11 protein-coding genes are annotated in these 15,313 nt (G+C 40.8%); 7 read left to right on the top strand and 4 right to left on the bottom strand.

Annotated elements, in window-relative coordinates:
• Positions 1-54: 54 nt before the first annotated feature.
• Both AW165_RS08480 and AW165_RS08475 read left to right on the top strand, forming a co-directional pair.
• On the top strand, positions 55-948 hold the full coding sequence (locus AW165_RS08480; RefSeq protein WP_060465507.1) for an alpha/beta hydrolase: 894 nt from the start codon (positions 55-57) through the stop codon (positions 946-948).
• A gap of 27 nt (positions 949-975) precedes the next feature.
• The gene (locus AW165_RS08475; RefSeq protein ID WP_060465506.1) at positions 976-2,646 is read left to right on the top strand and encodes a GMC family oxidoreductase; all 1,671 of its coding nucleotides are present in this window, start codon (positions 976-978) and stop codon (positions 2,644-2,646) included.
• 64 nt (positions 2,647-2,710) lie between these two features.
• Here the strand turns inward: AW165_RS08475 and AW165_RS08470 are convergent, their stop codons facing one another.
• The 3 genes from AW165_RS08470 to AW165_RS08460 form a co-directional block, all read right to left on the bottom strand.
• The gene (locus tag AW165_RS08470; protein ID WP_060465505.1) at positions 2,711-4,909 is read right to left on the bottom strand and encodes an OsmC domain/YcaO domain-containing protein; all 2,199 of its coding nucleotides are present in this window, start codon (positions 4,907-4,909) and stop codon (positions 2,711-2,713) included.
• Positions 4,910-5,161: 252 nt separating this feature from the next.
• Positions 5,162-6,442, bottom strand: a complete 1,281-nt coding sequence (locus AW165_RS08465) for an OprD family outer membrane porin (protein WP_060465504.1) — start codon at positions 6,440-6,442, stop codon at positions 5,162-5,164.
• Between the two features lie 31 nt (positions 6,443-6,473).
• Complete coding sequence (locus tag AW165_RS08460; RefSeq protein WP_060465503.1) at positions 6,474-7,820, bottom strand: MFS transporter; 1,347 nt, start codon at positions 7,818-7,820, stop codon at positions 6,474-6,476.
• A gap of 372 nt (positions 7,821-8,192) precedes the next feature.
• Here AW165_RS08460 and AW165_RS08455 point away from each other — a divergent pair, with 372 nt between their 5' ends.
• The 5 genes from AW165_RS08455 to AW165_RS08435 all read left to right on the top strand — a co-directional run bounded on the left by AW165_RS08455 (position 8,193) and on the right by AW165_RS08435 (position 14,324).
• Positions 8,193-9,878 carry an arylsulfatase gene (locus tag AW165_RS08455; protein ID WP_060465502.1) on the top strand — a complete coding sequence of 562 codons (1,686 nt, stop codon included), beginning with the start codon at positions 8,193-8,195 and terminating at the stop codon, positions 9,876-9,878.
• Positions 9,879-9,903: 25 nt separating this feature from the next.
• On the top strand, positions 9,904-10,857 hold the full coding sequence (locus AW165_RS08450; protein WP_081410589.1) for a formylglycine-generating enzyme family protein: 954 nt from the start codon (positions 9,904-9,906) through the stop codon (positions 10,855-10,857).
• Between the two features lie 12 nt (positions 10,858-10,869).
• Positions 10,870-12,057, top strand: coding sequence for an OprD family outer membrane porin (locus AW165_RS08445; protein ID WP_060465501.1), 1,188 nt, complete (start codon positions 10,870-10,872; stop codon positions 12,055-12,057).
• Between the two features lie 233 nt (positions 12,058-12,290).
• Positions 12,291-13,367: an aromatic ring-hydroxylating oxygenase subunit alpha gene (locus AW165_RS08440; RefSeq protein WP_060465500.1), complete on the top strand. Its 1,077-nt coding sequence runs from the start codon at positions 12,291-12,293 to the stop codon at positions 13,365-13,367.
• A 12-nt stretch (positions 13,368-13,379) separates the two neighbouring features.
• On the top strand, positions 13,380-14,324 hold the full coding sequence (locus tag AW165_RS08435; protein WP_060465499.1) for a PDR/VanB family oxidoreductase: 945 nt from the start codon (positions 13,380-13,382) through the stop codon (positions 14,322-14,324).
• A 43-nt stretch (positions 14,325-14,367) separates the two neighbouring features.
• Here AW165_RS08435 and AW165_RS08430 read toward each other — a convergent pair whose 3' ends face one another.
• Positions 14,368-15,060, bottom strand: a complete 693-nt coding sequence (locus tag AW165_RS08430) for a GntR family transcriptional regulator (protein WP_005802836.1) — start codon at positions 15,058-15,060, stop codon at positions 14,368-14,370.
• Between the last annotated feature and the right edge of the window lie 253 nt (positions 15,061-15,313).

Here is a 15,313-nt window from a genome sequence, read left to right as displayed (position 1 = left end):
TCTTCATTTTAAGAGATGCTGACTGATATTAAATGCTTAGTATGAGTCCTTATTATGAAGCAGCTTCTTGCATGGACTATTCGTACCACACTACGTCCAGCTTTATCCCCTAAAACACCACTAAAGCTACAACGTTTTTGTAGCGATGCAGCCAGTGCAATTGTGCTTGGGCCACGTGGCTATAAAACAAAAAAGCAAACCATTGCGCAAGTACCGACAGTCCATATTCAGCCCAAAACGACTCAATCAGGACGCGGCATTTTGTATTTACATGGCGGAGGCTATGTGGTGGGTAGCTCAAAAAGTCACACTAAGCTTGCTGCTCAAATCGGACATGCAGCTCAATCACAAGTCTGGTTACCTGAATATCGCCTAGCCCCAGAGCACACAAGCCCTGCTGCTATTGAAGAGGTAATTGCAGTTTATAAAGCTTTACTTGCCCAAGGACAAGACCCGAAAAAACTCGTGATCGCTGGTGACTCTGCTGGCGGCGGACTGAGTTTAAGTACTGCAATTGCAATACGAAATGCGGGGTTACCGTTACCAGCGGCATTAGTTTTACTTTCACCGTGGGTTGACTTAAGCCTTTCTGGAAGCAGCATCAAAACTCATGCTGCTCAAGATGCGATGTTGTCAGAGGAATGGTTAGCTTGGTGTGCAAAAAACTATTGCGGACAAAAATCGGCAACCGATCCAACCTGTTCCCCACTCTATGCCGACTTAACTGGATTACCGCCTATTTTGATTCATGTCGGTACCGAAGAAGTCTTATTAGACGATGCAAAACGTCTCGCTGAACAAACCGAAAAGTATGGTATTCCGACGAACTTAAGGGTTTATGACCGAGTCGGACATGTTTTTCAGTTCCACGCGGGTATACTAAATGAATCTAATGACTCGATTGAGCGCATTGGGCAATTCATTGATAAACATACACAGTCAATATAAAAATATCGCCAGAGAGGAGTCCTCGGCATGACAACAAACAATTATGACTATGATTACCTCATTATTGGTTCAGGCTTTGGTGGTAGTGTTTCTGCCTGCCGTCTAACCGAAAAGGGCTACTCTGTTGCTGTAATGGAAATGGGGCGACGCTGGGAAGCTAAAGATTTTGCTAAAAATAATTGGAATACCCGTCGCTGGATTTGGCGCCCGGGCATGAAACTTTTTGGTTATTTCAACATGCGTTTTTTTCGCCATGTCACCATTATTTGCGGTAATGCTGTAGGTGGCGGTTCAATCACCTATGCCAATACCTTACTGGTTCCACCTGAACATATTTGGGATGAAGGTACATGGGCAGATGCGGCGGACTGGAAAAATGAAATGCCACAGCACTATGCTGAAGCCGAACGTATGCTTGGGGTGACGGATAATAAAATTTTCGGTCCTGCCGACCACATGCTCAAAAAAATGGGCGATGCAGTTGGTGTTGGGCATACGTTTAAACCGACTCGTGTTGCAACATTTTTTCCACCCGAAGGTGAACAAGGTGGAAAGACCTACCCTGACCCGTACTTTAACGGCGAAGGTCCAGACCGCGGAACCTGTACCGCATGTGGCGGCTGTATGACAGGTTGCAAACACAACGCAAAAAATACATTAGATAAAAACTATTTGTATTTTGCCGAAAAAAATGGTGCCAAGGTTTACGAAGAAACCAAAGTTGTTGATGTTAAACCACTCAATGGCAAAGCCGATGGCAGCGATGGCTATGAAGTTACGACTGAATGTTCAAACTCATGGTTTAACAAACAGCGCCGTACATGGCGTGTTCGTAACGTGATTTTCTCTGCATCTTCTTTGGGTACGCAAGAGATGTTATTCCGTTTAAAACAGGCTGGTTCACTGCCAAATATCTCTGATGATTTGGGTAATCGGGTACGTACCAATGCCGAGTCGATTTTAGGTGTTCGCTTTTTTGGTAAAGATGTCGACATGAGCAAAGGTGTTGCCATTGGTTCAAGTATTTACATTGACCATGACACTCACATTGAAGCGACTCGTTACCAAACTGGTTCAGATGCCATGGGCCTCATGTGTACTTACATGGCTAAAGGCAAACCAGGTTGGACACGTATTTTCTTTTGGTTATGGGCCTTAATCTGCCATCCATTTATTTTCCTTCGCATGAGTAACCCTGTCAGTTTTGCACGCCAAACTTTAATTTTCTTGGTGATGCAAACAGCTGATGCCTCAATTAATATGCGCTTGAAACGTAATTGGTTCTGGCCTTTTGGTAAGGTGTTATCGAGCGAAGGTAAAAAGCTACCTGTGTATATTCCGCAGGCCAATGCATTTACCGAAAAAGTTGCCAAAATGTTTAATGGTCATCCAATGACGACTATTACCGAAATTTTGTTTAATGTACCTTTTACAGCGCACTGTATGGGTGGCTGTGCAATTGCTTCAAGCCCAGAGCGCGGTGTGGTAGATGGACAAAACCGTGTCTTTAACTATAAAAACTTATACGTTGTAGATGGCTCAATGTTAGGTGCAAATTTGGGCGTTAACCCAAGTCTCACCATTACAGCTCTTGCAGAACGCGCAATGTCTTATATTCCGGCTAAACATACTTTGGATGAGCAACAAGGTTATAGAGCAGATGCAGAAACCATAGAGATTACTAAAGCTTCTGCTTAAACTAGCGAGTCGTTTTATAAAAAAAGCCTATTTAAAAATAGGCTTTTTTATTTCGCTTTTTAAATTACATCACCACGGCTTTAGCGCGAGCTGCATGCAATTTTTTATAGCTCTCGATCAGACGTAAATGGCGATCAAGTCCTTCTAGTTTCATGCTTGTTGGTGTTAAGCCATAGAAACGAACACTACCATCGACAGAACCTAATACCGCATCCATTCGTGTATCACCAAACATACGGCGGAAATTAGTCAGGTAGTCTTCAAGCTCTAGTTCTTCATCTAACATCACTTCAAGCACCACATTCATGCACTGATAGAACAAGCCACGCTCAACGGTGTTGGTGTTATATTGCAAGTAAGTTTCGACAAGCTCTTTTGCTTCTTCAAACTGTTGTAAAGCAACATAAATCAGCAATTTCAGTTCTAAAATGGTGAGCTGTCCCCAAACTGTATTGTCATCAAACTCAATACCAATCAGCGTGGTGATTTCAGTGTAATCGTCCAACTCGCATTCTTCTAAGCGCTCAACCAATGCCTCAAGCTGTTCATCATCCAAACGATGTAGATTTAGAATGTCTTCACGGAATGAAAGTGCCTTATTGGTATTGTCCCAAATCAAATCTTCAACGAGATAAATTTCCGAATAATCTGGTACTAAAATACGGCAAGCGGTCGCACCTAAATGCTCATAGACTGCCATATATACTTCTTTGCCCATCTCTTCGAGAATGCCGAACAATGTTGCGGCTTCTTCTGCATTCGACTCTTCGCCTTCGCCAGAAAAATCCCATTCAACAAAGTCATAGTCAGATTTAGAACTAAAGAAGCGCCAAGATACCAAACCGCTTGAGTCAATAAAGTGCTCAACAAAGTTGTTCGGCTCAGTGACCGCATTACTTTGGAAAGTCGGTTGAGGCAAATCATTTAAGCCTTCAAAACTACGGCCTTGAAGTAATTCAGTCAGACTACGTTCTAACGCAACTTCAAAACTTGGATGCGCACCGAAAGACGCAAACACACCACCCGTGCGCGGGTTCATTAAAGTTACACACATTACAGGGAACTGGCCACCTAACGATGCATCTTTAACTAATACAGGGAAACCTTGCTCTTCTAAGCCTTTAATACCAGCAACAATACTTGGGTATTTTGCTAATACGTCTTCAGGAACATCTGGAAGTGCAATTTCACCTTCTAAAATTTCACGTTTAACGGCACGTTCAAAAATTTCTGACAAGCATTGAACTTGGGCTTCTGCCAAAGTATTACCCGCACTCATACCATTACTTAAGTACAAGTTTTCAATTAAATTTGATGGGAAATAGACAACTTCACCGTCAGACTGGCGCACAAAAGGTAGCGAGCAAATGCCACGCTCTACGTTGCCTGAGTTGGTGTCATATAAATGTGTACCAAGTAACTCATCATCTGGGTTATAAATCTCAAGACAATATTCATCTAAGATTTCTTTAGGTAATTCACCATTTGGGCCCGGTTTAAACCACTTTTCATCTGGATAATGCACAAATTCAGCATTGGCAATATCTTCACCCCAGAACTGGTCGTTATAGAAGAAGTTACAGTTTAAACGCTCAATAAACTCGCCTAATGCAGACGCTAAAGCACTTTCTTTAGTTGCACCTTTACCATTGGTAAAGCACATCGGAGACTGAGCATCACGAATATGTAACGACCATACATTTGGAACAATATTACGCCAAGACGCGATTTCGATCTTCATGCCCAAATTTGCCAAAATAGCAGACATATTGGCAATGGTTTCTTCTAATGGCAGGTCTTTACCTTGAATATAGGTATGACTTTCTGAAGTTAAGCTTGGCAATAACAGTGCTTGCGCATCTGCGTCGATGCTTTCAACTTCTTCGATAATAAATTCGGGACCCGTTTGAATCACTTTTTTAACAGTACAACGGTCAATCGAACGTAAAATCCCTTGGCGATCTTTCTCTGAAATATCGGCTGGTAATTCAATTTGAATTTTAAAGGTTTGCTTATAGCGGTTTTCAGGATCAACAATATTATTTTGCGATAAACGAATATTATCGGTTGGGATATCTCGAGCGGCACAATACACTTTTACAAAGTACGCTGCACACAATGCCGACGATGCTAAAAAATAGTCAAATGGGCCCGGTGCCGAACCGTCACCCTTGTAGCGAATTGGTTGATCGGCAATTACCGTAAAGTCATCGAACTTAGCTTCCTGTCGAAGATTGTCGAGATAATTAACCTTGATTTCCATGCTGGCACCTAAATATTTTTATGTGTCAGCACAGACACATAAAATTCTAAATATTGAAAAATAAGCCGAATCACAGCGAAGAAATTGACTTAAAAAAATGAGAGATTAAAGCCATGTGTTTAATGAGAGACTCAAGTGGCTTTAATAAGATTGGCGGTATTATAGAGGGATTTTGTGCAGTTGATAACTAAAGTTAAAACATTGCTGATCACAATGTTTTAACTTGTCTTGAATTTAGTTAAATATTGAACGTTAAAATTTAAAGGTATAGTCAACATTCAAACGCGTTTCATTTGCCGAATGGAATGTCATATTCGTTGGCATATCGTTGCGGTAGTGAGAAAAACGAGCTCGCACTCCCAAACCTTTTAACTTACCTTCAGGAATTTTATAGCCCAAATCAAATTCCATCGACTCCTCTTTAAAACGTTGGTCGCCATATTGCAATAAATCAATGTCTTCACCTTTTACATAGCGAGTCATAAAGCGTAATCCATTTAATGAAAAATCACCTACCCGCGCATTTTTAAAGTCATACTCATAACGAATTGAGTAGACTTTTTCGTCTTTATTTGAATAGTCCGAACTCATAAAATCAAGCACAACCGGACTTTCAGTTCCCGACAAAAATGGCAGACCAGTCGAGCCAAACGACTGCATGTAGCCCAAAGAAACTGTATGGTTTTGATAGTTCAAACCAAATAAGCCACTAATATGTCGGTTATCGACTTCTCCTATTTTTTTACTTCCAGTTTCTTCACTATTAAAAAAACGCACGTCACTTAAAAAATTAAGCTGATCATTTAAAGGCTGTTTGCCGTTAAATCCTAAAAATTGTTGCTGGTAAATGTCTTTGAGTTCGGCATGATAAGCACGCAAACGGTAGTCCTTTAACTGATAGCTTCCACCTAATGTATAAAAAGAATCAGTAGCTGCCGCTTTGTCAAAACGATGGTTGATATTGTCTGTTCCCACATCGGTATAACGAATTGAGTCGCGCTGGCGCACTTCGTCGACATAAAAGCCTTCAAGTTGAAGATTTGGAATTTCATTTGAAACAAAGCGGATACCACGGTAAGTCTGAGGGAACAAACGCGCTGGCGATGAAAATATGGTCGGTAATTGTGGAACTAAATCCCCCACAAAAAGCTCATTTTTTCTAAATTTAGCCTTCCCTGTAATACCAATTTTTCCATAATAATCGTCACGCGAGTTATCGGTATTCACTGGAAGTAAGCCACTACGCGCATAGTCATCAGCACGGCTTCCCATCAGGTTAAAACCTGCCATTGCCAGTACATCAACACCAAACCCAACCGTACCTTCAGTATAACCAGACTGTCCTTTAAAAATTAAACCCTGCGCCCAATCTCTGGCTGCTGTATAGGGATATGGGTCTTTTTTATAGTCTCGGTCAAAGTAAAAATTACGCAGTGTCAGCTCAGCTTTACTGTCTGCAATAAACTCAGCATGCACAACTTGACTAAATAATGGGCACAAGCATACCCCCACCCATAATGGTGTCTTTTTCATTTTTTATCTCAACTATTTAATTTTTAATGGATTAAGGTGCTGTTTTAAGCGAGTAATTTTGCTCTTTCTTATTTCGGTAAAAAGCACTACCCAAACTTAAAATCAGGAAAATAGCCAAAATAAACACCACACCGTAATAGGCATACAGCGTTGCGGGTGCTATACCTTTATCCAGAAAAATGCCTGCGACCGTTGGCGATAAAATTGCCCCAATTCGTCCAAAACCAATTGCATAGCCCACGCCGCGACTACGGATTTCAGCATCATAAATTGTTGGAGAAATCGAATATAAACCTGCTACACAGCCATTAATAAGTGTGCCAAGTAATAACCCCACCATGAGTGCAATACTGACTTGAGCAGAGACTGCAACAAATAGGAAAACACATGCCGAGGTTAGCCCTAAAAAAAGGCTTAAGGCATAGAAGATTTTCATGCGTGATGCCAATAAACCAATAATGGCTGCCCCGAAAATCCCGCCAATACTAATTAAAATACCGGTACTTACACCTTGCTCTGGTGACATTCCCATTGAAATAAGAATTTTTGGTGTCCAGCTCATCACAAAGTAAAAGCCAAACATCACTAAAAAGAATGCAAACCATAAACAAAGCGTTTGAAATCCAAGTTGTCCAGCAAATAACTTGCCCAGTTCACTACCATTTTGCGTGCTGATTTTTTCATAACGCGGCATAACGGGTAATTCGTTTAGCCCCATACGATTTACAGCTGTATTAATTCGTTCTAGTGCCTGTTTTGGTCGTTTCGCGAGTAAGTAATCTAAAGATTCTGGTAATAACCATGCGCTGATTAGCAGCATTCCAATGGTAGTCACCCCTCCTGCTAAAAAGATTGAACGCCAACCCAAATGCTCAATCAATGCGAGTGATAGTACCCCGCCAAGTGTCGCACCAATTCCATAACCTGTAGACATTAAGCTCACAGCAAGACTGCGCCAGCGAGCATTGGCATATTCACTTGCCAGTACATTACTACTCGCAAGGATGCCGCCCACCCCAATTCCTGTAATAAATCGAAGTGCTGCCAACATGCCATGGCTTTGTACAAAAGCACAGCCCAGCATGCTAAGACCTGCAATGACAAGACAAACTAAGATGAGTAAACGGCGACCGATTTTATCGGCTAAAGGTGCAAGAAAAATGGAACCGGCAGCCATCCCAAAAAGGCCTGCACTTAACAACAAACCAATTTGTGCGCCTGAAAGTGACCATTCTGCTGACACAGATGGAGCGGTAAATGCCATTACCATCACGTCAAAGCCATCAATAATATTGAGACAAATACAGATCAAAATAACGAACCATTGGTAACGGTTCATATTGTTTTGATTGATCTCACTTAGAACGTCTCTTTCCATTTGTGTATCTCCCTTGGATAAGACATACACACGACATTGCTAGATGAGCGATTGGGTGGTTATGCATATCCGTATCCATAATGACCTAGAGGAATATTTGTTTTTTGAGCATCCTGCTCTTTTTCTATACTGAATATTTGGATCCAAAAAATCAACTAAAATTATAAACGGATTATTAAAAAGTATATAAACACATAAATTATATAAGTATAAAATTATTAAAAACATAAAATTAGAATGCTTGAATATTTTTATGGATCCATATTAAAAAATCTATTATGATCGATTCCAGAGCATTTTTTAGCCAAAAAAAGCTCAGTTTATTTCCAGGAAATGCAAGATGCATTTTTAAAACATCAAAGGATTGTTGTTATGAAACTCAAAAGAGTAAGCCAGCTTACATTGGGACTTTTTTTTGCCAGCCAATTGTTTTACACGGCGCAAGCAGCACCTCCAAAAAATCAACAACCACCTAACATCATGATTATTTTGGCCGATGATCTTGGATTCTCAGACATTAGCGCCTATGGTGGCGAAATTAAAACCCCTCATATTGATAGCCTATTAAAGCAAGGAAAAATGCTTTTTAATTTTCATGCTTCATCAATGTGTTCACCTACTCGTGCACAACTTATGACAGGCGCAGATAATCACTTGGTGGGTTTAGGTGCCATGTATGAAACTTCAAAACGACAAGAAAAATTGGTTGGCGCCGATAGTCCGCGTGCACTACTCAAAATTGATGGCTATTCAGGTCACTTAACGCAAAATGCTTACACACTCGCAGAAATTTTAAAGACAAAAGATTATTACACCTTCATGGTCGGTAAATGGCACTTAGGCTATGCTCCCGACCAAAACCCTAAAGCCCGTGGTTTTGATCAATCTTTTGCTCTACTCGACGGCTTCGATTTACATTTTAAAGACCAGCCTAAAAACTATCCGCGCAATACTCAATACACAGAAAATGGTCAAAAGGTCACATTGCCAGACAACTACTACTCAACCGACTTTTTTACACAAAAAGCGTTTGAGTACTTAGACAAAAATAAAGCGCAAAAACCATTTTTTGCCTACCTAGCCTATACCGCTCCACACTGGCCACTACAAGCACCCGCTCATTATAGAGACTTATATAAAGGTAAATACGATCAAGGCTACGATGCGATTCGCAAACAACGCTTTCTTAGACAAAAGCAATTAGGATTAATTCCAGCAAACGCAGAATACCCAGTCGAGCGTGGCAACCAAGCTTTAGGCACCAAAAGCTGGAATGAACTCACCCCCCAAGAGCGCAAATACGAAGCACGTAAAATGGAAGTTTATGCGGGCATGGTTACCCAGTTAGACGACCGCGTGGGTGATGTCATTCAATATCTTAAAAAGCATCATTTATATGACAACACTTTAATTGTGTTTATGTCAGATAACGGCGCTGAAGGTGGTGATCACAATTTCCCAATGGGTGATGCCGACAATCGCTATGAAAATATAGGCAACGCCAGTTCATATGTTTATATGGGTCCACGCTGGGCCGAAGTGAGCAGCACACCATTTACCCATTGGAAGTCAGCTGCTTCAGAAGGCGGAGTACGAGTTCCATTTATTGTTAAATCGCCTGTGCAGATTTCCAAACAACGTGGAATTAACAATAACTTTGCGACAGTCAGAGATATCTTCCCCACTGTGATGGAGCTAGCGGGGATTCAAAATAATCAGGTTTATCCAACTTCAAGCACCAAAATTAAACCGTCGGGCTTTAGCCTAATTCCTGCGTTTAAAGATAATACTGCCCGTATTCGCCCTGTTAATTACTATGACTTTAAAGAACTACATGGCAGCCGCTACGCAAAAACTGACGAATGGAAACTTATTGAAAACTCACCTTCTAAATTTAAGAGCCATGGCTGGGAACTCTACAATTTAAAAACAGATTTTAATGAACAACATAATGTTTATGCAGCCCATCCTGAGATCGTCAAAGTCTTAAATGATAAATATTTAAGATATGCCGATGAAAATGGTGTTGTGGATTTTGAGCAATACAACAAAAAGTAGAGAAAACCAGATGAAACAGATCATGATGCTTTCATCGTTTCTCTTACTTTGTGCATGCCAAAAAACCATGCCTCAACTAGAACAGACCATCTTGCCCGACTTAGGCAGCAAAGCTAAATGTAATTCTTATTCAGGCCTTCCTTCGGGTTGGCCTAACAACAAAGAAGCAGGCATGGTCAAACTCCCGCAAGGAAAAATTGTTTTAGGCACCACACAAGGTTATGAAGATGAACGCCCATTAAATTTACAGGCAACTTCAGTTCCCGCGTTTTTAATTGATGCGACTGAAGTCACCAATGCTCAATTTCAAGAGTTTGTTAAAGAAACGGGTTATGTCACCGATGCAGAGAAGCAAGGCGGCGCAGCTATGTTTGTACAACCAGATCATCCAGTTGAAGAATTACAATGGTGGAAATTTGAAAAAGGGGCCAATTGGAAACATCCATGGGGCTTAAACACCCCTAAACAACCCGCGCCTCATGAGCCTGTTCGTATGGTGACATGGAATGATGCCTACGCTTATGCAAACTGGCTAGGTCATGACTTACCGACTGAGCTTGAGTGGGAATATGCAGCCAAAGGTTTTCAGCAAAATTCCGATATTGGCCCGACCCACGAAGGCCATATTGTAGCCAATTTCTGGCAAGGCGAATTTCCTTATAAAAACATTCAGGAAGATGGTTTTAAGGATGTGGCCCCTGTTGGTTGTTTTAGCAAAAACCCATTTGGGCTATATGACTTGATTGGCAATGTATGGGAATGGACGCAAACACCCTATACAGGCCCACGAGATCACCATATGGGAGATCCATCGAAATATCGGCAAAGTCACGAACAGATTTTGCAATACACGATTAAAGGTGGATCTTATTTATGCGCAACCAATTATTGCGCACGTTATCGTGCTGCCGCAAGGCATCCACAGGAACTCGACCTTGCAACTAGCCATGTCGGATTTAGAACAGTAAAACGCTTTTAAACGGATTTAAAAATGAAGCATATTTTTATTTATGGGATTTTCTTCTCAGGGACAACCCTTGCCTGCTGTTTAGCTCACAGTGAAGTAGATGTTAACTTTCAAAATACACTCACACTCAAAACATTCAACTTCGACAGACAATATGAAAATGGTACTAGCCCCGATACTCATAGCTTGAGTCAAGGCTTGATTTATCGTGGTGACTGGACAACCAAGCTTAATGAGGTTCAGCTCCACCTCAATCCAAGCATCCAATATGCATATCGCCTAAGTAACGACCAACACACCAATGATATGGTCATACCCTTTGACCCTAACACTAAGAAACAAGCGCAAGACCAAGTTAAATATGGCTTAGGAGCTGGTGTTGAATATCAAAACTTTCGCATGAATGTAGGTGAAATCACTCCCGATTCACCACTTACGCCACAAGTAGACACACATCAATTACGAGTGAACTATAAAGGCTTGGAATTAAAATATAAGACACCGCAACAAAATTTCGAGCTGGGTTTGATTAACCGTTATTCACCAAAAAATGAGGAGGACTACCACAAACTCGCCATATCAAAACATGAATCTGACGGGCTCTATTTCTTTCAATGGGACGGCAATACACCTCGGTACCACTGGAAATTTTATAATGGTTACTTAACAGATCTCATCAATCAAAGTTACTTTGCCTTTGATTATCAATGGACAAAGCAGCACACCACAAAATTACGTGTGTTTCGCCACGACGATGTCGGGAAATCAAAGCTTGGTGAATATGACAATACATCCATAGGCGCTATGCATTTCATTAAACATGGCAACTTTACAACCGGAATTGGCTATCAAGAAAACTTTGGCAAAGATGGTATTCCAAAACTCGACAATATGCCCATTCCTCACATGGTGAACTGGACCTTAGGCGCATTTACCAAAGCAGATGAAAAGTCTTATCATTTTGTTGCCTCGTATGACTTTAAAGACTATATCAAGGGTTTAAAAATCACCTATAAATATATTTATGGCGATTCATTTCAGACCATGAATCAAAATGATTTTGAGCAAGAAAGTGATGTGTTGATTCAGTACGATCTAAATGCTTGGGTTAAAAATCTTAAGTTTCTTTTCTTAAATATAAATTACGACACCAAACACGGCAAAAGTCTGGATGAACAGCGCATGATGCTTCACTACACGGTTAATTTCTAAATCTCTACACTCCCATAATGGCTTAACTGAAGTCATTATGGATCCAAATAAAAACTAATAAAAATTTCACTCTAAAATTCCAAAGAATAGCAGAAGTCCTTAACAATATTTAAAAATATACAAATTAACCAACTTTAAAGAACAATATTTTTGAATAAATATACTGCTTATCAATTGACCAATATTTTTATTTGTTATAAATTGGATCCAATAAGTGATAAGGAGTCGTCACAATGTTTATTAAAAATGCTTGGTATGTTGCCTGCCGTCCAGAAGAAATCCAAGACAAACCACTAGGTCGCACTATTTGTGGTGAAAAAATTGTTTTTTATCGTGGTAAAGAAAACCAAGTTGCAGCCGTTGAAGATTTTTGTCCCCATCGCGGTGCCCCACTTTCACTTGGCTATGTCGAAGATGGCAACCTTGTATGTGGTTATCATGGACTAGTTATGGGCTGTGACGGAAAGACCGTCTCAATGCCAGCCCAACGTGTAAACGGTTTCCCTTGCAACAAATCATATGCAGTTGTCGAAAAATTCGGTTTTATTTGGATATGGCCGGGTGAGAAAGCTTTAGCGGATGAAGCAAAACTTCCAACTTTAGAATGGGCAGATCATCCTGAATGGAGCTATGGCGGAGGGCTGTTTCACATTCATTGTGACTATCGCCTGATGGTCGACAACCTCATGGATTTAACCCACGAGACCTATGTTCACTCAAGCAGTATTGGGCAAAAAGAGATTGATGAATCATTGCCTGTGACTAAAGTTGACGGTGACCATGTGATTACCGAACGCTATATGGAAAATGTGATCGCACCTCCATTTTGGCAAATGGCCCTTCGCGGCAACCACTTAGCAGATGATGTACCAGTTGATCGTTGGCAACGTTGTCACTTCTTTGCTCCAAGTAATGTTCATATTGAAGTGGGTGTCGCACATGCTGGACATGGTGGTTACCACGCACCGAAAGACAAAAAAGTTTCCTCAATCGTAGTTGATTTTATTACACCGGAAACTGAAACCTCTCACTGGTATTTCTGGGGAATGGCGCGTAATTTCCAGCCAGATAATGCTGAACTCACCGATCAAATTCGTGAAGGACAAGGCAAAATCTTTACTGAAGATTTAGAAATGCTGGAGCAACAGCAGCAAAATATTTTAAACAATCCACATCGCAAGTTACTCATGCTCAACATCGACGCAGGCGGTGTACAGTCTCGCAAGGTGATTGAGCGACTGCTTGCCGAAGAAAATAAAACACCTCCTGAAACATCCGCACAGAAGTTTCCAAACATTCGGATTATTTAAAGGAGTATGAACATGGACGTTATTATTCAGAAAATTCACCAGCTCACCCCGACCATTCGTGCGTTTGAATTGGTTGCAGCAAATGGTACAGAGCTACCGAGTTTTGAAGCAGGTGCGCATATTGATGTGCACCTAAAAAACGGCCTCACCCGTCAGTATTCACTTTCAAACTGCTGCACTGAAAAGCATCGCTATGTCATTGGTGTTTTACATGATGCCAATTCACGCGGTGGCTCACGTTGCATTCACAATGAATATCGTGAAGGCGATCATTTAAAAATTGGTGAGCCACGTAATTTATTTGAGATTCACCCTCAAACCAAACAGGCGGTTTTATTTGCGGGTGGTATTGGTATTACCCCGATTTTGTCGATGGCATATCGGCTTAAGTCGGCCAATATTCCTTTTGAATTGCACTACTTCGTTCGTAGTCATGAAATGATTGCCTTCTATGGCAACTTAACCGAGCACTTTGGTAACCAAGTCCATTTTCATATTCAAGATCAGCCAGACACTGAATGTAATATGGCAGAGGTTTTGGACCAAGCTTCACCTGATAAACACTTATATGTGTGCGGTCCGACAGGATTTATGCAGTTTGTCATGAGCTCAGCCGAACAGGCGGGTTGGCACAATGAACAGTTACATCAAGAGCATTTTGTTGCTCAAAAGATAGATACGTCCAACGATGAAGCTTTCACGATTGAAGTGAAAGGTACGGGCCGCCGAATTGAAGTATTACCAGAGCAAACCGCAACAGAAGCATTAATTGCAAATGGTTTTGATATTCCTGTTTCATGTGAACAAGGCATTTGCGGGACCTGTATTACCCGCGTAGTAGAAGGCACACCTGATCATCGGGATCTATTTATGACCGATGAAGAACATGCACTAAATGACCAATTTACGCCCTGCTGTTCTCGTGCAAAAACTAAAAATCTTGTGATTGAGCTTTAACTCTTGAGTTCCTTTATTCAAAAATAAAGGAACTTCTTTTAACTTAAGCGCTGAGAACATTTCTTAGCGTTTCACCTAAAATCACCACACTACTGTGTTCACGCATTAAAGTTTCAGCACGCCCTGCCTGACGATGTACCAATGCATCGAAAATCGAACAATGCTGTAAATGCGCATAGTGCAAACGACGATATTCCGATAAAGCTTGGTTCTGGTCATAGGTAATAGCTTGGGCAGACGCCATCGGCAATTGATTGTTTTTCGCTAAGGCTTGGATGAGTGCGACGTTTTGCGCGCCTTCAATAATCGTGTCATGAAAAATGACGTTGAAATGGTGATAACGTTCCAGTTCAGCATCACCAAACTCGTCTGTTTCATTAAATAGTTTTTCAGTTTCTTGAATGCAATGTTGCAGTGTCTTTTTCTGCTCTTCGCTTAAGCCTTGTTCTGCCAAAGTTTTTGCAGCCAACCCTTCCAGCACACCGCGCACTTCGAGCGCATCATGAACGAGTTGTTCTGAAATTTCACGAACCGTGTAACCACGAGTTGGGTTTTTAATGAGGAGACCTTCTTGCTCAAGCAAGCGAAAGGCAATACGAACAGGCTGCCTTGAAACACCAAGTAACTCGGCAGTCGGAATTTCGGCAATTCTGGCACCGCCTTCAAGTTCCCCTGAAATAATCATTTTTCTTAGTTTAAGTAAAACTTGTTGTCCTGAAGACATTCGCTGCCACACATCACCAAAAACGTCAGTTCGATGCTAGCAAGTTCATTTGTAAAATGAAATAAATTTTCTGTTTGAATCTAACAGCTCAGACATTTATAAGCGTCAACTTAATTGATCAAGATTAAATTAATTTTTTAAAAAAGTACTCAACTTGGTTTACCGTCATATCAAAATTAACTTATTTTTTATTTTTAAATTGATAAAATATAGTCGTAAATTTATTAAATAATATAAATAAAAATATTGATTATTAAGAATAATT

The organism is Acinetobacter sp. LMB-5, from assembly GCF_001541635.1.
Taxonomy (GTDB): Bacteria; Pseudomonadota; Gammaproteobacteria; order Pseudomonadales; family Moraxellaceae; genus Acinetobacter; species Acinetobacter pittii.
Note: the sequence above shows the minus strand (reverse complement) of the source record. Positions and strands in the feature narration are given on the sequence as shown.